The organism is Streptomyces sp. NPDC057638, assembly GCF_042800315.1.
Lineage (GTDB): Bacteria > Actinomycetota > Actinomycetes > Streptomycetales > Streptomycetaceae > Streptomyces.
Genome location: NZ_JBHVHF010000044.1, coordinates 14157 through 37395, shown reverse-complemented (window position 1 = coordinate 37395; position 23239 = coordinate 14157). Strand labels below are relative to the sequence as shown.

Annotated in this window: 16 protein-coding genes and 2 pseudogenes; 9 read left to right on the top strand and 9 right to left on the bottom strand. The window is 72.8% G+C overall.

Annotated elements, in window-relative coordinates:
* Positions 1-101: 101 nt before the first annotated feature.
* Positions 102-1172: an iron ABC transporter substrate-binding protein gene (locus tag ACFVIM_RS09275; protein ID WP_384300051.1), complete on the bottom strand. Its 1071-nt coding sequence runs from the start codon at positions 1170-1172 to the stop codon at positions 102-104.
* Positions 1173-1448: 276 nt separating this feature from the next.
* A complete protein-coding gene (locus ACFVIM_RS09270) occupies positions 1449-3161 on the bottom strand; it encodes a PucR family transcriptional regulator (protein WP_384300050.1) in 1713 nt (570 codons plus the stop codon).
* A gap of 449 nt (positions 3162-3610) precedes the next feature.
* Between ACFVIM_RS09270 and ACFVIM_RS09265 the strand changes: the two genes are divergently transcribed.
* The 5 genes and pseudogenes from ACFVIM_RS09265 (at position 3611) to ACFVIM_RS09245 (ending at position 9074) form a co-directional block, all read left to right on the top strand.
* Complete coding sequence (locus ACFVIM_RS09265) at positions 3611-4495, top strand: FAD binding domain-containing protein (RefSeq protein WP_384300049.1); 885 nt, start codon at positions 3611-3613, stop codon at positions 4493-4495.
* Positions 4486-4737 (top strand): annotated as a pseudogene (locus ACFVIM_RS09260) ((2Fe-2S)-binding protein); the annotation flags it as partial. The gene ACFVIM_RS09265 and the pseudogene ACFVIM_RS09260, both read left to right, overlap by 10 nt.
* Positions 4738-5112: 375 nt before the next feature.
* Positions 5113-5397 (top strand): annotated as a pseudogene (locus tag ACFVIM_RS09255) ((2Fe-2S)-binding protein); the annotation flags it as partial.
* Positions 5394-7805 carry a xanthine dehydrogenase family protein molybdopterin-binding subunit gene (locus tag ACFVIM_RS09250; RefSeq protein WP_384300048.1) on the top strand — a complete coding sequence of 804 codons (2412 nt, stop codon included), beginning with the start codon at positions 5394-5396 and terminating at the stop codon, positions 7803-7805. The pseudogene ACFVIM_RS09255 and the gene ACFVIM_RS09250, both read left to right, overlap by 4 nt.
* Positions 7806-7835: 30 nt before the next feature.
* Positions 7836-9074 carry an XdhC family protein gene (locus ACFVIM_RS09245; RefSeq protein ID WP_384300047.1) on the top strand — a complete coding sequence of 413 codons (1239 nt, stop codon included), beginning with the start codon at positions 7836-7838 and terminating at the stop codon, positions 9072-9074.
* Positions 9075-9422: 348 nt separating this feature from the next.
* Here the strand turns inward: ACFVIM_RS09245 and ACFVIM_RS09240 are convergent, their stop codons facing one another.
* Positions 9423-10154 carry a class I SAM-dependent methyltransferase gene (locus ACFVIM_RS09240; RefSeq protein WP_384300046.1) on the bottom strand — a complete coding sequence of 244 codons (732 nt, stop codon included), beginning with the start codon at positions 10152-10154 and terminating at the stop codon, positions 9423-9425.
* 1259 nt (positions 10155-11413) lie between these two features.
* On the opposite strand from ACFVIM_RS09240, the gene ACFVIM_RS09235 reads away from it, so the two are divergent.
* Positions 11414-12124: a hypothetical protein gene (locus tag ACFVIM_RS09235; RefSeq protein WP_384300045.1), complete on the top strand. Its 711-nt coding sequence runs from the start codon at positions 11414-11416 to the stop codon at positions 12122-12124.
* 131 nt (positions 12125-12255) lie between these two features.
* On the opposite strand, the gene ACFVIM_RS09230 is transcribed toward ACFVIM_RS09235, so the two are convergent.
* The 5 genes from ACFVIM_RS09230 to ACFVIM_RS09210 all read right to left on the bottom strand — a co-directional run bounded on the left by ACFVIM_RS09230 (position 12256) and on the right by ACFVIM_RS09210 (position 18081).
* Positions 12256-13257 carry a hypothetical protein gene (locus tag ACFVIM_RS09230; protein ID WP_384300044.1) on the bottom strand — a complete coding sequence of 334 codons (1002 nt, stop codon included), beginning with the start codon at positions 13255-13257 and terminating at the stop codon, positions 12256-12258.
* Positions 13250-13879 carry an RNA polymerase sigma factor gene (locus tag ACFVIM_RS09225; RefSeq protein WP_384300043.1) on the bottom strand — a complete coding sequence of 210 codons (630 nt, stop codon included), beginning with the start codon at positions 13877-13879 and terminating at the stop codon, positions 13250-13252. Before ACFVIM_RS09225 ends, ACFVIM_RS09230 begins: the two co-directional genes overlap by 8 nt.
* 189 nt (positions 13880-14068) lie before the next feature.
* Positions 14069-15580, bottom strand: a complete 1512-nt coding sequence (locus tag ACFVIM_RS09220; RefSeq protein WP_384300042.1) for a D-glucuronyl C5-epimerase family protein — start codon at positions 15578-15580, stop codon at positions 14069-14071.
* Positions 15581-15850: 270 nt separating this feature from the next.
* Positions 15851-16795, bottom strand: coding sequence for a DUF6328 family protein (locus ACFVIM_RS09215; protein WP_384300041.1), 945 nt, complete (start codon positions 16793-16795; stop codon positions 15851-15853).
* Between the two features lie 371 nt (positions 16796-17166).
* Positions 17167-18081 (bottom strand): diiron oxygenase, encoded by a 915-nt coding sequence (locus ACFVIM_RS09210; protein ID WP_384300040.1) that lies wholly within the window; start codon positions 18079-18081, stop codon positions 17167-17169.
* A gap of 509 nt (positions 18082-18590) precedes the next feature.
* Between ACFVIM_RS09210 and ACFVIM_RS09205 the strand changes: the two genes are divergently transcribed.
* The 3 genes from ACFVIM_RS09205 (at position 18591) to ACFVIM_RS09195 (ending at position 22122) form a co-directional block, all read left to right on the top strand.
* Positions 18591-20210: an acyl-CoA dehydrogenase gene (locus ACFVIM_RS09205; RefSeq protein ID WP_384300039.1), complete on the top strand. Its 1620-nt coding sequence runs from the start codon at positions 18591-18593 to the stop codon at positions 20208-20210.
* A gap of 201 nt (positions 20211-20411) precedes the next feature.
* Complete coding sequence (locus ACFVIM_RS09200) at positions 20412-21287, top strand: siderophore-interacting protein (RefSeq protein WP_384300038.1); 876 nt, start codon at positions 20412-20414, stop codon at positions 21285-21287.
* A gap of 37 nt (positions 21288-21324) precedes the next feature.
* On the top strand, positions 21325-22122 hold the full coding sequence (locus tag ACFVIM_RS09195) for an alpha/beta fold hydrolase (protein WP_384300037.1): 798 nt from the start codon (positions 21325-21327) through the stop codon (positions 22120-22122).
* An 85-nt stretch (positions 22123-22207) separates the two neighbouring features.
* Here the strand turns inward: ACFVIM_RS09195 and ACFVIM_RS09190 are convergent, their stop codons facing one another.
* Positions 22208-23143, bottom strand: coding sequence for a GNAT family N-acetyltransferase (locus tag ACFVIM_RS09190; protein ID WP_384300036.1), 936 nt, complete (start codon positions 23141-23143; stop codon positions 22208-22210).
* Positions 23144-23239: the final 96 nt, after the last annotated feature.

Here is a 23239-nt window from a genome sequence, read left to right as displayed (position 1 = left end):
GCGATCGAGTGATCGCGGGGCACCGCCGTTCGTCTGAACCGGTACGGGACGGACCAGCCGTCACCGGGTACGGGACGGACCAGCCCGCTACCGGGTACGGGCTAGACCAGCCCGGCTTCCTTCAGCATCTCCAGGGTCTTCTGGAGCGACTCCAGCTTGCCCAGGTCGATCTTGGGGGCGTCGAGGGAGTCCAGCGCCGGGAGGCCCTTGACGGCGGAGGTCACGCCGGAGGCCAGCGGGTACTCCTTGGTCTCGTTGGCGAAGTAGGTCTGCGCCTCGCTGGAGAGCAGGAAGTCCACGGCCTTCTCGGCGGCACCGGACTGTCCGCCCGCCTTGAGGACGCCGACGCCCGCCGCGTTGATCAGGGCGCCCGGGTCGCCGCCCGGCAGGAAGTGGATCTTCGCGTTGACCTTGTCGGCGCCGACCTCGGCGACCTTCTCGTACCAGTAGTAGTGGTTGATCAGGCCGAGGGAGACCTCGCCCTTGTCCACCGCGTCGAGCACGACGCCGTTCTTCGCGTACTGCTTGGCGCCGTTGGCCTTCAGGCCCTTGAGCCACTTCAGGGTGGCGGCGTCGCCCTCCAGGACGCGCATGCCGGTGACGAAGGCCTGGAAGGAGGCGTTGGTGGGCGCGTAGCCGACCTTGCCCTTCCACTCCGGCTTCACCAGGTCGTGGACGCTGTCGGGCGCCTTCGGGGCCTGCTTCGGGTTGTAGGCGATGACGCGCGAGCGGCCGGAGACGCCGACCCAGTCGCCCTCGCCGCCGCGGAAGGCGGTGTCGACCTTGTCGAGCGACTTCTGCGGCAGCTTGGCGAGCATCCCCGCCTGGGAGAGCGCGCCGAGCGCCCCGGCGTCCTGGGAGAAGAAGAGCCCGGCCTTGGTGCGGTCGCCCTCCTCCAGGATCTGGGCGGCCAGCTCCGCGCTGTCGCCGTAGCGGACCTGGACCTTGGTGCCGGTGGCCTGCTCCAGCTTGTCGAGGATCGGGGAGATCAGCTCCTCGTTGCGGCCGGAGTAGATGACCAGCTCCTCCGCGCTCTCCTTCTTCTTCCCGTCCTTGGCGGCGGTGTCCTTCTTCTCCTCCGTGCCACCGCAGGCGGCGAGGACGGGCAGGAGCAGGGCGGAGAGCGCGAGCGCGCTGACGCGGCGGGCGCGGCGGACGGACGGGCGTGACATGGAAGCCTCCTGGGCGGCCCACGGCACGGCGATCGGCGCCGGTCGCGGGGTACGACGGAACGCCATATGAATATGGCGAGGCTTACCTAACTGTCAATTTTCGGCCATGTGTTTTTTGTCGCTATGGGCTGACGGATGGCGAATGGGCTGCACAAATGGCCGCGATGCAAGGGGAGTTCGCCTTATCAAGATCGAATTCAGGCCATCGGAATTCGGGGGCGAGAGGCACCCGGGGCGGATGCCCGCCCCTTTCCCGTCTCCGGTACGGCACACGTCTCAACTCATGCGCAGCGCGAGGAAAAAGTCCATTTTGTCCTCAAGTTTCGACAGATCCCGACCTGTGAGCTGCTCGATCCGTCCCACCCGGTACCGCAGGGTGTTCACATGCAGATGGAGCTTCTGCGCACACCGCGTCCAGGAGCCGTCCGACTCCAGGAACGCCTCCAGGGTCGGGATCAGCTCGGCCCGGTGCCGCCGGTCGTACTCCCGCAGCGGATCCAGCAGCCGTGCCGTGAACGCCCGGCGCACGTCGTCCGGGACGAACGGCAGCAGCAGGACATGCGAGGCCAGTTCGTGATGGCCCGCCGCGTTCACCGGGCCCGGACGCGCCGCCGCCACCCGGCGGGCGTGCCGGGCCTCCTCCAGCGCCCCGCGCAGTCCCTCCGCCGAGCTGACCGGCGCGCTCACCCCGACCGTCAGCCGCCCGTCGTCCCCCAGTCCCGCCGCCAGCGGCCCGCTCACCGCCGCCAGCAGGGCATCGGCCCGCAGCCCGCCCTCTCCGGACCCGGACCCGGGCGCCCCCTCCACCAGGAGCGGCGAGGTCAGCGGCACCAGCGCCACCGCCTCGTCCCCGGTGTGCGCCACCGCGACCCGGTCCGAGGACTCCTGCCCCGGCGCGTCCGGGAGGCCGGAGACATGGGCGGTGTCGAGTACTTCCTCCAGTACCGCCCGGGTGACCGCGCCCGCGCCGTCGTCCGGCGCGCCGCACTCCACCCGCGCCACCACGACCTGCCAGTGCGGCGCCGACACCAGCCCCGGCAGCAGGACCGGGCCCGCCACCCGCAGCCGGGCCGCGATCTCGGCCGGGGCCGCGCCCGCCTGGACCAGTTCGAGGACCTCCTGGGCCAGCCGCCGGCGTACCGTGTGCGCGGCCTCGCGGCGGTCGCGTTCCACGGCGATCAGCTGGGTGACGCCCTGGAGCAGGTCGAGCCGCTCGGCGGGCCACTCGGTGGCGTCCGCGGCGACGACGAGGAACCAGTCGCTCAGCGCGTCGCCGTACGGCCCCGCCGTGCCGTCGCCCCGAGGGCCGTCGGCGTCGCTCCCGGTGCCCCGGGCGCGCACCGGGAAGAGAGAGTAGACGACACCCTCGGCGACCGCGCGGTGCGGGGCGTGCCGTCCCGCCCGGACGGCCGCGAGGTGCTCGGCCGCCAGTGCCGCGCCCACCGGTCCGGGCAGCGCGTCCCCCGCGACCCGGCGGCCGGTCGGTGAGAGCACCCAGGCCCGCAGATCCAGGTCGGAGCCGAGCAGATCCAGGACCACCTCCGGGCCGCCGCCCGCCGGACCCGACGTCATCAGCCTGCGGTGCCGGTCCACGACCGCCGCGAGATCGCCCGCGCGCTCGCCGGAGACCTGGCGCACCACGTACTCGGTGATCGTCGCGAACGCCACCGACTCGTCCACCGCGAAGAGCGGCAGCCGGTGCCGGGCGCACGCCTCCACCAGATCGTCGGGGACCCCGCCCAGCTCCGCCGTTCCCGCCGCGAGCCCGGCGACCCCCGCCGCCACCAGGATCCGTACGAACGGTTCCGCGTCCTGCGGCGTGCGCCGCCAGGCCAGCCCCGACAGCACCAGCTCGCCTCCGGCGAGATAGCGGCTCGGGTCCCTGAGGTCCGTGGTCATCACGCCCCGGACCGAGCGGTCCAGTTCGTCCGCGCCGCCGAGCAGTCGCAGGCCCAGCGCGTCGTTCTCCAGCAGTGCGCGCAGCCGCATGCCTCGCCGCCGATCATCTCGTTCGTGCCCAGCCCCCGGCGGGGTCCCGTCTCCGGGTCGCCCGGGTGCGCCGAGTCCAGTCGGCTCACTCGCGGGGTGCTTGGGTTTTCCGCGTCGTACGGGTTCCATGGGAAACGGAGAGGTTTCCGGAGACCCGTCTTCTCATCTTCGTTCGAATCTACAAGATACGCCCGGCGACCAGCCAACTCCTTCATGGGTTCGGTGACTGCACCACGGTGATCTGGCGCCGGTCTACTGACTCTCGGTGGGGCTCGACGGTCCTCTGTGCCGGAGGGACCTGAGGGACCGGAGGGCCCGGATGGCCCTGAGGGGCCGGACGGATCCGCGGGACCCGAGAGACCGGACCTGGCAGGGGACGGGATCCGCCGGACCCGCCGGGACCTCCCGTGCTCGGCCGTGTACCCCGCGTCAACGGAAGAGAGCCGCTGATGGACTTCCTCCGCCCCGCCAGCTGGGAAGAGGCGCTCGCCGCCAAGGCCGAGCACCCCACGGCGGTGCCCATCGCGGGCGGCACCGACGTCATGGTGGAGATCAACTTCGACCATCGCCGTCCCAGCCATCTGCTGGATCTCACCCGTGTCCGCGATCTGGAGGAGTGGGAGGTGGGCGCGGAGACCGTGCGGCTCGGCGCGTCCGTCCCGTACACCCGGATCATCGAGGAGCTGGCGGACGAACTGCCGGGGCTCGCGCTGGCCGCCCACACCGTCGCCTCCCCGCAGATACGCAACCGGGGTGGCGTCGGAGGCAACCTCGGCACCGCCTCCCCCGCCGGGGACGCCCACCCGGCGCTGCTCGCGGCGGGCGCCGAGATCGAGGTCGCCTCCGTACGCGGCAGCCGCCGCATACCGGTCGACGCCTTCTATACCGGGGTCAAGCGCAACGCCCTCGCCCCCGACGAGCTGATCCGCGCCATCCACATCGCCCGCGCCGACGGACCCCAGCAGTTCGCCAAGGTCGGCACCCGCAACGCCATGGTCATCGCCGTCTGTGCCTTCGGCCTCGCCCTCCACCCCGCGACCCGGACCGTCCGTACCGGTATCGGCTCCGCCGCGCCCACCCCGGTACGGGCCCGCGCGGCCGAGGAGTTCCTCACCGCCGCGCTGGCGGAGGAGGGCTGCTGGGAGAGCGGCGCCACCATCCCGCCTTCGGCCGTCCGGCACTTCGCCGAGCTGGCGGCCGGGGCCTGCAACCCGATCGACGACGTCCGTGGCACCGCCGCCTACCGGCGGCACGCGGTCGGTGTGCTCGCCCGGCGCACGCTGCTGTGGACCTGGCGGTCGTACCGTGAAGACAGGAGTGGCCGGTGCGCGTGAACCTCACCGTCAACGGACGGCGACAGACAGTCGACGGCGTCTGGGAGGGCGAGAGCCTTCTCTACGTCCTGCGGGAGCGCCTGGGCCTGCCGGGCTCCAAGAACGCCTGCGAACAGGGGGAGTGCGGCTCCTGCACGGTCCGGCTGGACGGGGCGCTGGTCTGCTCCTGTCTGGTCGCCGCGGGCCAGGCCGAGGGCCGTGGCGTGGTGACGGTGGAGGGTCTCGCCCGCCACGCCCACGACCGGGCCCACGACCGGGCGCGAGCCCGTGACCAGGCGTGCGCCCATGACCGGGCGTGCGCTCACGACGGCTCCGCCCGGGATGGCTCCGGTACGGACGCGGTACGGGACGGATCGCCGCCCGGCCCCGGCGCGCCCGGCAGGGGGAGCGGCGGGGGCGCCACCCCCGACTCCGTACCGGAGGCACCGGAGGCACCGGAGGCACCGGAGGCACCAGCGACACCAGAGACACTGAAGGCACCGAGGACACCAGAGGCACCGGAGACACCAGAGACACCGGAGGTACCCGGAGTATCGGGGACACCGGGGCCACTGGACGGAGCAGAGGCATCAGGGGCAGCCGAGACATCAACCGTGCCGTCCGGCACAACCGCCCCCGGAACCTCCCTCGATGACGCCCGCCGCTGGAGTCCCCACGGCTCCCAGGACACCCCCCTCGCCCCCGTCCAGCGTGCCTTCCTCGACGCCGGAGCCGTCCAGTGCGGCTTCTGCACCCCCGGGCTCCTCGTCGCCGCCGACGACCTCCTCGCCCGTGACGCCGACCCCTCCGACGCCGACATCCGCGAGGCACTCTCCGGCAACCTCTGCCGCTGCACCGGCTACGAGAAGATCCTCGACGCGGTCCGGCTCGCCGCCGCCCGCCAGCGGGAGGAGCGTTCATGAACCCCACCGGAGCCCCCGGCGACCTCACCCAGGCAGCGCGCACCCGGGGCGGGATCGGTGAGTCCACCCCCCGCCCCGACGGACTGCTCAAGGTGACCGGCGAGTTCGCCTACTCCTCCGATATGTGGCACGAGGACATGCTCTGGGGCCACACCCTGCGCTCCACCGTCGCCCACGCCACCATCCGCTCCCTCGACATCACCGAGGCGCTCGCGACACCCGGCGTCCACGCCGTCCTCACCTATGACGACCTGCCCACCGCCGTGACCCACTACGGGCTGGAGATCCAGGACACCCCCGTCCTCGCCCACGGCCGGGTCCGCCACCACGGCGAGCCCGTCGCCCTCGTCGCCGCCGACCATCCCGAGACCGCCCGCCGCGCCGCCGCGAGGATCCGGGTCGACTACGGCGAACTGCCCGTGGTCACCGACGAGAAGTCGGCGACCGCGCCCGGCGCCCCCGTCCTCCACGAACACCGCACGGACCACCACGCGCCCCATGTGGCCCACCCCAACATCGTCCACCGCCAGCCCGTCGTACGGGGGGACGTCACGGCGGCCGCCGCCCGCGCCGATGTCGTCGTCCGCGGTGAGTACACCTTCGGCATGCAGGACCAGGCGTTCCTGGGGCCCGAGTCCGGGCTCGCGGTGCCCGCCGACGACGGCGGGGTGGAGCTGTACGTCGCCACCCAGTGGCTCCACGCCGACCTCCGGCAGATCGCGCCCGTCCTCGGACTGCCCGAGGACAAGGTGCGGATGACCCTCTCCGGTGTCGGCGGCGCCTTCGGCGGCCGCGAGGACCTCTCCATGCAGATCCACGCCTGTCTGCTCGCGCTGCGCACCGGGCGTCCGGTCAAGATGGTCTACAACCGCTTCGAGTCCTTCTTCGGCCATGTCCACCGCCACCCGGCCCGGCTCACCTACGAGCACGGCGCCACGCGGGACGGGCGGCTCACCCACGTACGGGCCCGGATCGTCCTCGACGGCGGCGCCTACGCCTCCTCCTCCCCGGCCGTCGTCGGCAACGCCGCCTCCCTCGGTGTGGGTCCCTACGAGGTCGACGCCGTCGACATCGAGGCCCTCGCGCTCTACACCAACAACCCGCCCTGTGGCGCGATGCGCGGCTTCGGCGCGGTCCAGGCGTGCTTCGCCTACGAGGCCCAGATGGACCGGCTCGCCGCCGAACTCGGGCTCGACCCGGTCGAACTGCGCCGGCGCAACGCCATGCGGCAGGGCAGCCGCATGCCCACCGGCCAGCTCGTGGACTCCCCGGCGCCCGTCGCCGAACTCCTGCGCCGGGTCAAGGCCCGGCCGCTGCCGCCCGAGCGGCCCTGGGAGAGCGCGGGCGGCGCCCCCGACATCCGCGCGCTGCCCGGCGGCCTCTCCAACACCACCCACGGCGAAGGCGTCGTCCGGGGTGTCGGCTACGCCGTCGGCATCAAGAACGTCGGCTTCTCCGAGGGCTTCGACGACTACTCCACCGCCCGGGTCCGGCTGGCGGTCATCGGCGGCGCGCCCCAGGTCACCGTGCACACCGCGATGGCCGAGGTCGGCCAGGGCGGTGTCACCGTCCATGCCCAGATCGCCCGCACCGAACTCGGCGTCACCCAGGTCACCATCCAGCCCGCCGACACCCGGGTCGGCTCCGCCGGGTCGACCTCCGCCTCCCGGCAGACCTATGTCACCGGCGGCGCCGTCCGGCATGTCTGCGCACAGGTCCGCGAGCGGGTGCTGGAGCTGGGGCGGCGCCGGTTCGGCAGCCGCCATCCCGCCTGGGCCACCGCCGATCTGCTGCTGGAGGACGGCAGGGTCGTCACCGACGGGGGTGAGGTGCTCGCGGACCTCGTCGAGGTCCTCCAGGACGATGTGGTCGAGGTCGTGGACGAGTGGCGCCACCGCCCCACCGAGCCCTTCGACCGCGTCACCGGCCAGGGCCGTGGCCATGTGCAGTACTCCTTCGCCGCCCATCGCGCGGTCGTCGACGTCGACACCGAACTCGGCCTGGTGAAGGTCGTCGAACTCGCCTGTGCCCAGGACGTCGGCAAGGCCCTCAACCCGCTCTCCGTCGTCGGCCAGATCCAGGGCGGCACCACCCAGGGCCTCGGGGTCGCGGTGATGGAGGAGATCCTGGTCGACCCCGCCACCGCACGGGTGCGCAACCCCTCCTTCACCGACTATCTGATCCCCACCATCCTCGACACCCCCGCCATCCCCGTCGACTTCCTCGAACTCGCCGACACCCACGCGCCCTACGGACTGCGCGGCGTCGGTGAGGCCCCCACCCTGTCCTCGACCCCGGCCGTCCTCGCGGCGATCCGCGCCGCCACCGGGCTGGCGCTCACCCGGACCCCGGTCCGCCCGGAACACCTCACCGGTACCACTGGTATCACCGGCACTATGGGCGGGTGAGCCGCCGCCCGTCCGCGCAGAGGAGAGCCCATGCTGGACATCGCCGCCGAACTCCACCGCTGGATGGCCGAGGGCCGCGCCTTCGCCGTCGCCACGGTGGTCTCCGTGACGGGCAGCGCCCCGCGCGGGCCCGGCGCCGCGCTCGCCGTCGACGCGGAGGGCACGGCGGTCGGCTCGGTCTCCGGCGGCTGTGTGGAAGGCGCGGTGTACGAACTGTGTGAGCGCGTCCTCGCCGAAGGGCGCCCGGCCGTCGCCCGGTTCGACCACAGCGACGAGGACGCCTTCGCGGCGGGCCTGATGTGCGGGGGCTCCATGGAGGTGCTGGTGACGCGCCACCAGGGGAGCGCCGCGCCGGGGAGCGGGCGGGAGCCGGGCTCGGTCCCGGAGCGGGCACCGGGCCGGATTCCGGAGCCGGTACGGGACCGGACGCCCGCCCCGCCGCCTCCGCCGGACGCGTCCGACCCCGTCGCCACGGCCCTCGCCGCCGTGGTCCAGGGGCGGCCCGCCGCCCTGGTCCGGGTGGTGGACGGCGGCGCACTGACCGGCCGCGCCCTCCTCGTACGCCCCGACGGAACGCGCTCCGGCACCCTCGGCGGCGGGGAGGCGCTCGACCGCACCGCCGCCGCCGAGGCGCGGGCGCTGCTCGACACCGGGCGGAGCGCGACCGTACGGGTGGGATCCGGGGGCGGCCTGTGCGGCACGCCGCTCACCCTCTTCGTGGAGACCAGCCTGCCGCCCGCCCGCATGATCGTCTTCGGTGCGATCGACTTCGCGGCGGCACTGGTACGGGTCGGCAAGTTCCTCGGCCACCACGTCACCGTCTGCGACGCGCGGCCGGTCTTCGCGACCCGGGCGCGGTTCCCGGAGGCGGACGAGGTCGTGGTGGAGTGGCCGCACCGCTATCTGGCCACCACGGCGACCGACTCCCGTACCGTCCTGTGCGTCCTCACCCATGACCCCCGGTTCGACATCCCGCTGCTGCGGGAGGCACTGCGGCTCCCCGTCGCCTACGTCGGCGCGATGGGCTCGCGCCGCACCCACGAGGACCGGGTGCGGCGATTGCGCGAGGCCGGGGTGGCGGAGCGGGAACTGGCCCGGCTGCGCAGCCCCATCGGGCTCGACCTGGGGGCCCGCACCCCGGAGGAGACCGCGCTGTCGATCGCGGCCGAGATCGTCGCCGACCGCCGGGGCGGCGGCGGCACCTCACTGACGGGCTCGCTGACGCCCATCCACCATGACGGCCGGGGGGTTGGGGGACAGGCCGCCTAATGGCTTGCACGGCGCGTGTGCGAACTGTTCTGATGGCCGGGGTTCGAACGGCTGACCCGGTTATCCCACCTGGCCGGGGGCCGTCCCCAGGAGCGTGTGACCGCGCTCTGACCGCTCACCCCGGATCCCGGGCCCGTGCCACTTCCCCAGGCCCGGACCCGGGAACCGGCCGGGAGGGCGGCGGTTCACCAACGCTCCGGCCCGCCTGGGCCCGGCTCACGATCACCCCGCCCCGCGTTCCCGGTCCGGTTCACGATCACTCCGTACGGCATCCCCGGTCCGGTTCACGACCACGTCACAGGGCATTCCCGGTCCGGCTCACGGCCACGTCATCCGGTCATCCACCCGTCAGGGGCGCCGCGCCACCACCAGCCGACAGCGGGGCGCGCCGCCCGGCAGACGCCCCAGCTCCTCCATCGGCCGCAGCTCCACGGCGAATCCGGCCCGGGCCAGTTCCTCCCGTACGGACGCGAGCCGGAAGGTCCGGTAGTACATGACGAACGGGGGCCGCCAGAGCGCGTTCCGTACCCGCATCGCCGCGTCGAAGCCCCACAGCGTCCAGTAGAGCCGGGAGCCGACGGGCGGCGGGGCGGGCAGGGGGAAGGCGAAGAGACCGCCGGGGCGCAGGGCGCGGTGGACCCCGGCGAAGAGCGCGGGCCGCTCGGCGGGCAGGAAGTGGCCGAACGCGCCGAGGCTGATGGCGAGGTCGTACTCCCCGGTGAACGGGAGCGCCCGCGCGTCCCCGCGCACCCACGCCACGGCCGGTCCCGGCCGGTCCGGCGCGGGCAGCCGCGCCCGGGCCTGGGCGAGCATGCCCGCGCTGAGGTCGAACCCGGTCACCCCGTGGTCGCACAGCTCCCGCAGTACCGCCACGCCCGCGCCCGTACCGCAGCAGACGTCCAGTCCGTCCCCGAACGGCCCCAGCGGGCGCAGTGCCCGCGCGGTCGCGTGGAGCAGGCGGTCCGCGGTACGGAAGGGGGTCGCGTCGAACTTGGGGGCGAGCAGGTCATAGCCGCGCTCGATGGAGGAGAGCGCCTGGACGGTGAGTTCGCGCACCGTGGGGCCCGAGGATCCGTACACCGTTCCCACCCTACGCGGCGCGTGGGCCACACCAGGGTGACGCGGGATCAGGCCGGGGCGACGGCGCTGACGGAGGCGGACTTGGTCCGGGGCCTCGTAGGGCGGGTCTCTGCGGCGTGCCTCCCCGGCCCGGGGCCTGTGGCGCGGGGTTGCGGTACGGGCTTCTCGGGCGGGGGCGCGGAGGCCGGGGCGCGGTGTGCGCCGTGCCCCCCGGGAGGGGCGGACGGGGCGCCCGCGCCAGGGTGCGGCCCGTACGCGGCCGGGCGTGCTGTGTATGCGGTCGGGTACGCGCGGACTCCGCCGTCGGTGGCGCGATCCGCCCGCCCAGGGCCCCGCGACCTGTGCGCTCACTGCGCTCACCCGTGCTGACACGTGCGCCCCCGACGCGCCCCGTCGGACGCCGGAGGCGGGATGGGTCATCCGCCGTTCACCTGGGTGACATCCTCATGGTGCCCCGAGGCGGGCGAAAGGTCCTCTGAGGTGCCTCTTGTCGGTAAAGGACCGGGGGGAGTGACCCTCCCCACCTACCTCGTAAGGTTGCTGGTGTGCGCGACCAACGGCGGGGGTTCCATGGGTTCCAGCCTTTTTTCGCCGCCGGAGGTTCACACACGGAGTGCTTCGCTCCGGGGGGTGCGCTGATGGTGCCCGCGCCCTCGCCGTGCGCCTGGTGCGCCTCTGAGCACCGCACATGCGCCGCCGCGTCCTGAATGACCGGGCGATGACTTCCCGATTGCTACGGGGAGGCTGACTTCCGGTGTGCTGGTGTGTGGTGATTTCAGGACAGGGAACCCGTGCTCCGTCGGTAAACGGTAAGCAAATGCGAACATCGGGTCGAGCACTGGGGATACGTTCAGTGCATGAGTCCGAATGTGCTCTCCCGTCTCAGCGCAGGCCGTCGCGCACTGCCGACGGCCGCGCGCCGGTGCCATGCGCTCCCAGCGCCCTGTGTGCGCCTGGCGGCCGGACGGCGGCTCAGAGGCCCGGGACACGCGGTCTCCTGAGCGGGCGCCCCGGCGTTCGCGCGGTGGTCGCACGTCCCGGCTCCTCGTATCCGCGCCCCTGAAGAATCCAGGACCAGAACCAGAACCACCATCGGAACGGCCACCCTGAGGTGCCTCGTATGCGCACTCCCGGCAAGGACATGAGACGACTCCGGACGACGGAGAACCTCCGGATGGCAGTGACGGCAGTGACAGCAGTGACGGCGTTCGACCCCCATGAGTGCCCGGTGACCGGGCGGACGGCTCGGTGGTGCTGAGATGTTCGACCAGCGGTACGCGGTGGAGACGGTACCGAGGACAGTGACTGCGGGGACCGAGATGATCAACCAGCCGACTGTGCCCGTGGAGCTGGGCAGTCCGGAGCGGATGTGGCAGCGCGCCACGGTCCTGGTGCTGATCGCCGCCACCCGGACGGCACGTCCGGCCTTCCGGCTGCATGAGCGGGCACTGTCGTGCGCCCACTCCAACGGGGGCTGGGGCCTGACCCTCGACCCCGGCGGCCGTGCGGTCTTCTGGGGCCAGGACGTCGATTGCAGCGACACCACCTACCGGGGCGACAAGCCCGTCGACCTGCTGGTGAACGCGCCGGACTGGCTGCCGGTGGAGCGGTTCCGGGAGCTCAACGACTGCTATGAGCTGGGCTATCTCTACTGGTGGGACCGGGGGCGCTGGGGCCGTGCCCCCTACCCGGAGTTCGTGGAGGACGACGGCCTCGCCGCCTCCTGCGACGGCTACGCCGGGATCTTCGACGACACCTCCCTGGCCAACGCCTTCGCCGACGCCGGGTACCGCGACCGCATGGCGGCCGAGCGCTTCGTCGCCCGCGTGGAGGCGGGCACGGTCAACGAGGCGGCCCTCCATGAGCTGATGGGCTCGGCGTGCGGGGTGAGCCGGCTGCCGACCCGGGCCCGGCTCTCCACGGCGATGGAGTGGGCGGCGCGACTGGGCGTGGCGGCGCGGGCGCGGTAGGCCCGTCCGGGCCGGGGCAGGGGCGAACGTGCCGGGATGACGCCGCGCCCCGGCCGTCGTCCGGCAGTGCCCGGCTGCCGCCCCCCCCGCCCGCAGGGCCCGAACGGACCCCGCGCGGCGGCCCCTTGGACCTAGCCGGACACCGTCACCCCGCCTGCCGTGCGAGAGCCGGAGACGGTGAGGGGGGTCACCGTGATGTCCTGACCCTCGCGCACGGCCTGCTGCTCCGGCACGACGAGGCTCTTGATCAGCACCCGCTCGAACATCCGAGGGGCCGTCGTTCCCTCGGTGGTGTCCGAGAGCCGCGACCGCATCGAGCGCATCTCGTACGTCTTCGGGGCGAGCAACAGCTCCGTCCGCTCGACGTCCCGGTCCTTCGGCGCGAGCGCGTCGTACACGGCGATGGCGGACCGTCCCATCGCGTCCTCGACATCCTCGGTGATGACCACCCCCGGGATGGTGCGCAGCGTCCGTACCATCGCCGTGCGCACGCCGTGGGGCACGCCGTCGACCTGGGAGAGCACCAGCCACAGCCGCCGGTAGTCGGCGCGTGCCCGGGAGCCGCCCCAGGTGTCGCTGATCGGGATCGCCCGCCCGAGCGCGTCGAGCAGCTCCTCCGGATCCCCGGGCAGCCGGGCGAGTTCGCGGACGAGCTTCCTGGGGGAGCCGAGGATATTGGGCCCGTCGAGTTTGTAGCCCCGGAGGGAGTTCGACTGCTGTTCGCGGACGTAGACGGCTGTCCCTCCGTAGCTGTTCCAGCTCTCGCTGCTCTCGGTGGACCGGGGCGGCGCCGGGTCGCTGGGCCGGGTCGCGCCGGGGAGCCCCGGAGTGCTCACGTTGAGATACGCGCGATAGAGCCACGCGTCCCCCCGTGGCTCCCGCTCCGGCGCGAACGGGGCGCTGGCCGCCGACACCCGCCCTTCCTCCACCGGGCCGACCAGCGTGACCAGGACGGCCGTCGCCGTCACCGCCGCCACCGCGCCGAGGATCTTCAGCGCACGGCCGAGGGGGCGGCGCCGCCGGGCGCCGCCCGTCATGGCGTCCATCAGGGGCCGCCGTGCCGCGACCAGCCGGACGCGGTCGGGGACCGGGGCGTCCTCCCGCATCCGGCGCAGGGCCGTCAGATCATCCACCGCCGGGTACCTCCTGAAGTCGTGCGTCGTGTACGAGGGTGGGATCCGCGCCGCCCAGGGACTCCCGTACCTTGCGCCGGGCCCGGTTGAGCCGGGAGCGGACCGTCCCGACGGGTATGGAGAGCGCCTCGGCGACCTCCGCGTAGCTCAGATCGGCCCAGGCGACCAGCAGCAGGACATGGCGGTCGCGGGCCGAGAGCCGCGCGAGCGCGCCCGCGAGCGGGCCGTGCGCGGCCTGGGCCGCCACACGGCTGTCGCTGCGCTCGGTCCAGGACTCGGCGACCGGGTCGTGGCCGGTGCGGGCCAGCGCCTTGAGGGCGCGGACCTCGTCGCGGCGCTGGCGCCCGATCAGATTGGCGGCGATCCCGTAGAGCCAGGGCCGGGCGCTCGGCCGGTCCAGGTCGTAGCGCGCGCGGGTGCGGAACGCGACGAGGAAGACCTCGGCGGTGATGTCGTCGGCGGTGGTGTCGCCGAGTCGCCGCGCGGCGTAGCGGTGGATGTCCGGCGCGTGGCGGTTGAAGAGCTCGCCGAAGAGCTCGGGCCGTTCCAGCGACTCGGCGATGACCCGGGCGTCGTCGACGAGCCGGGCGTCGTCGCCCGGCGGGTCGGGTGGGCCGTTCACACGGTCTCCGTTTCGTCGTGCGGGGCGGGTTCACCTCCTGTTGCCCGAACCCGGCGTATCGGTTCACGTCTCTGTCTCGTCCAGGCCCGGCGAACCGGTTGACGCGCCCGTCTCGCCCGAACCCGGCGAACCGGTTCACGCGCCGGTCTGGTTCTTCGTCGGCTGGTTCCGCGTGCCGTCGGCGGCGCGTCACGCGGTCGCCGAGAGCCGGAGCTGGGCCACCGGGGCCCACCAGCCCCGTAGCCGTCCGTCCGCCAGCCGGACCATCGGGCGCCCGTCGACCACCGCCCGGCGATCGTAGGAGAGCCGGGTGTCGCGTGCGGAGGTGACGGTCCTGGTGCGGGTGGTGACGCGTGAGCCCGCGCCGCCCTCGCGGCAGACCACGCTCACTCCGGCGGGCAGCAGCGCCCGGCGGGCGGGGCTGTAGTCGAGCGCGCACCAGACGCCGCGCAGCACGGCGGTGGGGTCCTCCTCCTCGACGTACCAGCCCGCGCCCGGTCCGTCGGCGAGGAGGTAGTGGACGGAGCCGCCGGGTATCCGGGAGCGGTGGGAGGCGGTGGCCCGTGCCGGACGGGTCAGCGACAGGGTGCGGGTGGACTCCAGTTCCCCCTCCTTCGAGAACCGGCGCAGGGTGTGGTTCCCCTCGGCGAGGGCGACCTCCCCACCCTGTTTGCCCAGCGCCGCCTTGGGGTGGTCGTCCATCAGGACGTCCGCCTGCCCGGCGAAGCGGTGGCTGCCGGAGAGCCAGCAGAGCTGGAGCAGCAGATCGATATGGACCGGGTGGTACATGGTGGTGGGGACGGTGTGGGTGCGGCAGTAGTGGGAGAGCCAGCCCGGGTTGCGCAGGGTGGTGAACTCCGCGTCCAGGGTGGTGAGCGAGCCGTCGAAGAGCTGTTCGGCCAGCGGGTTCCCGGTCATGGCGTGGTAGTCCCACAGTCCGAGCGCGGCGAACATGAAGCCGTTGTAGGTGTAGTCGGAGGTGCCGGGCGCGTCCACCGGGTACTCATGGATCCACAGGTGGTGGCTCGCGTCCCGCGCCACCACCCAGGGCTGGCGCCCGTCCCCGGCCAGCAGCGACGCGAACGCGCCGTCGGCGGCGGCCCGGTAGCGGGCGCGGTCCCGGGCGGGCACCGCCGGGTAGGTCGCGAGCTGGGAGAAGAGGCTCAGCGCCTCGCCCTGCGCCATCCCCGAGTACCAGGGCGCCTGGTAGTCGAGACCGGTGTGCACGTCGTGCCGGAACGGGAAGGGGTACGGGAAGAACCACGCCCCGCGCCGCTCGTGCCGCCGTGACACCACCCGGTCCGCCTGGGCGCGGGCCCGGCGCAGGAAGAAGGCGTCCCCGGTGACGCGGTGGCTCGCCAGGTTCTCCAGTCCGTACTGGATCTGCCCGACCGGGTGGTCGTGCAGCTTCCCCCGCGCCGTGAACATCCGTACCCCCGAGGCGTCGTGCGGCGAGCGGTCCTCCTGCGCCGCCCGCCGGGCCCGCCAGGGCCGCAGCCCCTCCCGTACGCCGGTACGGCAGCCGAATCCCCGGGTGCGGAAGGCGAACGGCAGCCCCGACGGGCGGGCCGCGCCCTCGTCCTTGTCGGGGGCGCGCGAGGCGCGTCCCACGAGGAACCCGCCGCCGGAGAGTCCGGTGGCGGCGACGGCGGCGGTGAGGGCGCGCAGCGCGGTACGGCGATCGGTGGGCTGGGGCGGCATGGGCGGGTGGCTCCCTGGACTCCGGTGCGTGGGACACCCTCTGTTGCCCGGAGCGCTGGAATGGGTTCACCCACTCTGAGCCGAAGGGACGCGTCCGGGGGCACCCCCGGGCGCGGACCTGGGGGATCTCAGTGACGTCGCGCGGAGATCGTGAGGAACGAGCGATCGAGCATGTCGGCGCCGAGACATCGACTCAGGCGCCCCGGTGGGGGTCCCCCGGGCGGAGCCTGGGGGAGAAGAACCGCTCAACCGTCCGCGCGGGGCCGTGCGTCACTCCCGCGCGGTGGCCCGTGCGTGGCGCAGCTTCGCCCGTAACGGCATACAGAACCAGAACCCGGCGAGCCAGCACAGGACCGTGCCCGCGAGCACGGACGCGAGCCCGAGCGGCAGCACCACGCCCAGCACCAGCAGGACCGCGCAGGACAGCGCGAGCATCAGCAACACCAGTCCCCACAGCGCCAGTCGGCCCGAGACCTGGACCAGCCGCTCCTTGCACCGGGGGTCGGTGACCAGCCGGTGGAACGGCGCGGGCGCGGTGAGCAGTCCGAACGAGCCCAGGGAGAGCACCAGAGCGGCCACGTAGAGGGCACGGTCGGCGGTGCCGAAGTCGGAGAAGCGCGGGGTGACGGAGACGGCCATCAGAAAGCCGAGCAGGAACTGGAGCGCGGTCTGCGCGACCCGGACCTCCTGGAGGATCTCGGCGTACGCCTGGGTGCAGGTCTCCGGCGGCTCCGCCGCCCCTCCGGTGACGGGTGAGCCGATGTCCGCGCCCGACGCGGTGGTTCCGGCCGGCACCGTGGCCGCCCCGGCCGTCGCGGTGGTTCCGGTCGGCTCGGTGGCCGTTCCGGCCGGTACGGGGGCGGGGGCGACCACCGCGATGACGAGGCGTGGCCGGGGGGCGGGCGCCGCCGTGACGCCGTGGACGACTCCGGTCGTCCACACCGTGAGCGCGGCCGGGGCCCTGGCTGGGACGCGGGAGGTGCCGTGGGGCCGGGCGGGGGCTGGGGCAGATGTGGCGGTGGTGATGGCGGCGGCGGAGGAGGCACGGGAGGTGGCGGCGCTCGCGGTGGCGGTGGTGGCGGCCGTGTCGTCGGGGATGGCGCCCCAGCGCGCCATCAGCAAGCGTCTGCCGTGCCGGGTGAGCCGGGAACCGCTCTCCCGGCTCACCCGGGCACCGCTGGCGGAAAGGCCGGACGACGCGTTGTTGTCGGACACGGACGACCTCCTCGTGCTGCCGGACTGGGCCTTGGCGGAGGACCACGCTGATGTAAAGGACCACGTATAGGAATTCACCTAAGGTTCATCTGCTGGTCACTCTGTCCAGAACAGCACCCGCTGTAGCGGGCGAGGGCGCCCGATGGCGTGTCCCAGCTCCCCTCCGGTTCCCTGAACACCCAGGTGGCAGCGGTGTTTCGGGGGCCGCTTGGGATCCGCTCGCGATGTCCTCGAGTGCCGGAAATCGCGCTTGCGCGGCCCTGGACCTCACTGTTGGTGAGTACCGGACGCCGTGTCGCGCCACCGGGTGTTCACCTGATGTCCACCCGCCGACGCGACCGGGCGCGGCCCCGGGGCGGGAGGGGTGGCGGTCAGCGCAGTCCCGCCGCGCACCACAGGCGCCGCGCCCGGGGATCGAACGCGCCCACGTCCTCCAGGAACACCACGAGCCGCCGCGCCGACCGGCGCAGCACCTCCCGGCGGTGCTCACTGGCCCGGCTCTGCGCGAGGGCCCGCTGACGGTCGATCCCGCAGCCCGGGTAGACCTCCGGATTGACGAAGGACCGGGCGAAGGCCCGCCCCAGCTCGCCGGTGACCGTACGCGTCAGCCGCAGCTCCCAGCGCCCCGCCTCCGCCATCTGGCGGCGCAGCTCCTCCCGGGCGTAGTGGACATGGCGCGCCTCCTCCACCACATGGATCCGGGTCACCTCGCGCACCAGCGGCTGGACCCGCTCGTCCGGGAAGGTCAGCCGCTGCATCCAGTCGATGACCTCCTCGCACAGCAGGGTGAAGATCAGCGAACAGGCGGTCGTGGAGCAGGATTTGAAGACCCGGGTCAGATTCTGTGTGAACGGGGAGATGGGGTAGACCGGCGTTCCCGACTTCGCCAGGAATCGGGCGAACATCGTGGAGTGGCGGCACTCGTCGGCGATTTCCGTCAGCGCGTAGCGCACATGTCCGCTCGTGACGGGCCGGTCGTAGATGTGCCGCAGCAGCAGTTGCATGACCACGACCTCGAACCAGATGCCGATGGAGGCTAGGGCTCCGCTTTCTACCTGGGCGAGTCGCTGCCGCCGTTCCTCGTCCATCTCACGCCAGATCGGGGTGTCGTAGAGCGAGACCAGCTCGGGCGGCCAGAACCATTTCCCGGCGACGAACGGCGCGTCCCAGTCCACGTCCCTTTCGGGATCGAAGGAGCGGCGCAGGCTCACCCGGAGGAGCCGCTCCGCCACCTCCTCGCGATCCTTGAGCGCGGTACTGACCGGCGGGATAGGGAGTTGCTTCACGGACACGACGATTCCTTGAGTAAGTCACACAATACGACTGAGCGGCGCCGAAGTGGCGCGGCTAACCCCCGGTTCTGGGGCAACGGCCTTTATATCGCCCGCCTATGACCGATTCCTTACGGCGGGGTGAGGGTCGTGGAGGTATCTCCCGATTCTCCCCCGGGCGGGGCGAAGAGTCACTCGTACGAGTGACAACGAGGGCGGTGACCCGGACCACCCGTGGTCGTTGAGTGGCCGTGTCAAACCGTGTGGACAGCCCCCAGCCCGCCCGTGCCGCTGCTGCCGCCGGGTCCCCCCACCGCCGTGACCTGGCCCTCTCTCTCTTCCGTGACGGTCCATCACACACTCATAAACAGTGGCGGAAAATCATTTCAACTGAGCCTTTCCGCTTTCGCTCCGGTTCCCGTGTTGACGAACGGTGGCAACAGTCGTACGAACGTCTCCGGGTCTTCAACGAGGAAATCGATTCAGCTGAGGAACTGGCCCGTGATCCCCGCCGTCTCGCAGCTATGCACGAATGGGCGGCGGTCGTTGACGGCGCCCTCGCCACCGTCGCGGGAATTCACTACAACCTCTTCCTCGGAAGTCTGCTCGACGACGACCTTTCACCGGAACGAGACCTCGCCCCGTTTACCACTCTTACGCGCACAGGAACGTTCCTGTGCACGGAGTGGGCCCATGGAAACGACGCCGCGGCCCTGGAGACCCTCGCCACCTATGAGCGTGACACCGACACCTTTGTCCTCCATACGCCCACCGAGGGCGCCCGCAAGTTCATGCCCAACACCAGCCCCGCGGGGGGCCCCAAGTCCGGTCTGGTCGCCGCCCGGCTGCTGGCCGACGGCGCGGACCTCGGGGTCTTCCTCTTCCTCGTCCCGCTGACCGACCACAGGGGAGCGCTGCCCGGAATCACCATCGACCTCCTGCCCGAACGGGTCGGCAGCCCGGTCGACCACTGCGTCACCGCCTTCGACCGGGTGCGGCTCCCCCGTACCGCCCTGGTCCAGGGCTCCCACGGGGTGCTGCCGTCCGATGGCGTCCTGCGCACCGACGTGGGCAGCGCGCGCAAACGGTTCCTGCGGGCGATCGGACGCGTCACCATCGGCAAGCTCTGTATGAGCGCGAGCACGCTCGGCGGCTGCCGGGCCGCGCTCGCCATCGCCGTGCGCCACGCCCACAACCGCCATATCTCCGGCCCCACGGCGGGCAGCCGGGTGCCGCTCGCCGCGCACCGCAGCCACCATGGGCGGCTGCTCAAGGCGCTCGCCCTCGCCTACGCGATGACCTATCTCCACCGGGCCGTCACCGAGACCTGGATCACCCATGACCCGGCCGACCGCGAGCGGGTCGAGCGCCTGGTGGCCGTCGCCAAGGGATGGATCACCTGGAACTGCCGCGAACTGACCGTCGAGGCCCGGGAGCGCTGCGGCGCGCGCGGGCTCTTCCCCGTCAACGGGCTGGCCGAGTACCCCGCCAACGCCGATGGGGCCGTCACCGCCGAGGGCGACAACCTCGCCATCTGGTGCAAGGCGGGCGCCGAGATGATCTTCGGTCACACCCCGGCCGATCCGGCCGCCGCCGTGGCGCCGGAGTCCGGGGACGACGGCGACCCCGCCCCCGCCCCGGCCCCCGGCGCCGCCGCCGTCGTCATGGACGCTCGCGCCCACGCGCACCCCGACGCCCTGACCGATCCGGTGTTCCTGCGCTCGCTGCTCGCCGCCACCGAACGCGCGCTGCATGAGCGGGCCCGCCGCGATCTGCGCTCCGGACCCTCCGGCGACGCGCTGGCCCGCTGGAACAACGCCTCCAGTGCCGCGCTCGACCTCGTCGCCACCCATGCCGCCGCCCAGGCGGCCGACGCCTTCATCGCCGCCGTCGAACAGGTCGACGGATCCGGTACCCGTGCCGTGCTCCGCGATCTGTGCGCGCTCTTCCTGCTGGGCCGGGTGGCCCCGCTCACGGGAGAACTGCTCGCCGACGGGCTGCTGACCGCCGATCAGGTCCGTGCCGTGCCCGAGACCGTCGAGCGGCTCGTGGCCGGGCTCGCACCGCATCTGGAGATCCTGGGCGACGCCTTCGACGTGCCCGAGGAACACCTCGGTGATCTGCCGCTGCTGACCGGCCCCTGACCAGGCGCGGGTGATGCGTCCGGCCTGGACTGTCCCGTACCGGTAGATCGGTACGGTCGCGTCTGCACCGGTGGGTCCGGCGGGATGCCGATGCGCGCCGCGTGGTGTGAGGGACCCGTGTGGCGAGGCCGAAGGGGGATGAGGTTAGCCTACCCTTAGCTGCTTTCGTCTCTGCTCTCTCCCGACTCCCTGGGGGTTCCCGTGCCCGCCGCACCACCGCCCTACTCCGCGCTGCACGTCACCCGCGCCGAACGGATCACCCCGCGCATGGTCCGGGTCACCTTCGGCGGTGAGGACCTCGCCGAGTTCACCTCCGTCAGCCCCGATCAGCATGTGAAGCTCTTCTTCTCCCGCCGGGCCGGGCGGGCACCGGTCATCCCGCCCATGCCCCCGGACGGCGACGTGGGCCGCTGGTACCTCGACTACCTGGCCATGCCCGAGGCCGACCGGCCCTGGATGCGCAGCTACACCATCCGCTCCCACGACCCACGGCGGCAGGAGATCGACATCGACTTCGTCCTCCACGGAGGCGACGGCCACGGCGACGGTCACAGCGGGCCCGCGGCCAGCTGGGCCGCCACCGCCGAACCCGGTGACGTGGTCGGCATGGTCGGACCCCAGCTCAGCCACCACCGCACCCCCGGAGAGCGGGACTGGACCCTGCTGGCGGGCGACGAGACCGCGCTCCCCGCGATCGGCGCGCTCATCGAGGCGCTGGAGCCCGGCCGGCGCGTCCTCGCCTTCGTCGAGGTCGACCGCGCCGCCGAGGAACAGCGGTTCACCACCGCCGGAGACGTCACCCTCCACTGGATCCACCGCGACGGCGCCCGCCCCGGCGACGGCTCCCCGCTGGCCGACGCCGTACGGACCGCCGTCTTCCCCGAGGGCTCCGTCTTCGCCTGGGTCGCCGGGGAGTCCTCGGCGGTACGGGCCATCCGCCGCCATCTCGTCGGCGAACGCGGCCTCGACAGAAGCGCCGTCGCCTTCACCGGGTACTGGAGGCACCGCCTCTCGCAGGATGACGCCCTCACCGACGAGGATGTCGCTGACCGGGCGGATTCCCTGGCGGAACACTGACCCGGCGGACCCTATCCATCCAGCGGAGGAGAACGGTATGGCGGTCGCGCGGCTCAACGGGATCACCCTGAGCTACGAAGTGGAAGGCGAAGGCGATCTCGTCGTGATGGTGATGGGCAGCGGAAGTCCCGGCCGGGTCTGGCGGGTCCACCAGGTCCCCGCGCTCGTCGCCGCCGGATACCGCGTGGCCACCTTCGACAACCGGGGCATCCCGCCCACCGACGAGTGCGCCGACGGCATGACCATCGACGACCTCGTCGCCGACACCGCCGCGCTGATCGGGCACCTGGGCGGCCCGGCCCAGGTCATCGGCACCTCCCTCGGCTCCCGGGTGGTCCAGGAACTCGCCCTCGCCCGCCCGGATCTCGTCACCCGCGCCGTGCTGCTCGCCGCCCACGGCCGTCTCGACACCTCCCAGCGCATGATCAACCGGGCCAAGAGAGCGCTGTACGACACCAAGACCGTGCTGCCGCCGGCCGCCCACGCGTCCGCCGCCGCCCTGGAGAACCTCTCCCCGGCGACCCTCGCCAAGCCGTCCGTGGCCCAGGACTGGCTCGACATCTTCGCCCTCTCCGGCTCCGCCATCGGCGCGGGCGCCCGCGCCCAGCTCGACCTCGCCGACTTCCCCGACCGCCTCGACGCCTACCGGTCCATCACCGTCCCCACGCTGGTGATCGGCTTCGCGGACGACCGGCTGATACCGCCGGGGCTGAGCCGGGAGGTGGCACGGGCGATACCGGGGGCGAGATACGAGGAGGTGCCGGAGACGGGCCACGTCGGCTACCTCGAACGCCCCACCGAGGTCAACCGCCTCATCCTCGACTTCCTCAGCTAGGTCCTGTACGGGCGATCTTGTCGGGCCCGCGGGGTGGGCCGACCCCGTCCCCCGCGGGCCTCGCGCCGGCGGGGGACGGGCGGGCTCACCTGGCTGGTTCTTCCCCGGAGGGGGTGTGGCGCCAGCCGCGGGCGGTGCGGGTCAGTTCGCGGAAGCCCAGGGAGAGGAGGGTGTCACGTTCACGCGCGTCGTCCTCGCCCTCGTACACGGACACCAGCAGCCGCCCCACCCCGCACAGTTCCAGCCACTCCCGTGCCTGCCCCAGCAGCCATCGGACCAGCGCGGGGTCCGCGTCGTCCGGCAGGTTCAGGTCGGAGAGGTCGGCGAGTCCGCCCGAGCGGGCGTGGCGCTCGGCGCGTTCCAGTGAGGTGTCGAGTTCCAGGGAGGCGAGGTCCTCGCCGTCGAGCCGGGCGGTCAGCCGGGTGCCCAGGTCGCCGACGGTCCGGTTGACGCTCAGCCCGGGCAGCGGCGCGGGGGACGGCGCGGGCAGGTCGGTCACCCGGGCCAGCAGCAGGATCTCGGTGTCTCCGGTGTGGACGAACCCGGCCCGCTCCAGCGCCGAGCGGACATGCGGCCACGGCTCGGGCACGCCGACGACGCCGGGTACCGGCAGCAGGCCGTCGGCGTAACGGACCCGTACGCTCCAGCGGCCGAACTGGGCGAGGACGGCGGACATCAGCAGTCCCGCGGCTTCCCCGGCGTCGGGCAGGAAGATGAACCAGGAGAGTTCGCCGCTGTCGCGGTAGTCCTCGCCGACCTCGGCGGTGTCGCGGTAGCGCAGCAGGTGGGCGGCGCCGACGATCCGCTGGTCGGCCTCCAGGACCCAGGTGAGCTTCTCGGCGACCCAGGGGTTGGTGACGAACTCGTCCGGGCGCCGTTCCAGGCTGCTGAGGACGGTGTTCACCGAGGCGGAGACGCCGGGGACGACGGCGGCGGCGTGGGCGTTCACCAGATCGGTGAGCTGGTCCCGGTCCTCGCGGCGGAAGGGCCGTACCTCGGCGGGGGGAACGGAAGAGGGCATGACGGTGCCTCCGGAAGTGACTTCGGGTGGAAGGCCGCCATGCGATGCGGTACGAGATCGACTGTAACACTCCCGTTCGACGGGGGCGCGGAGCCC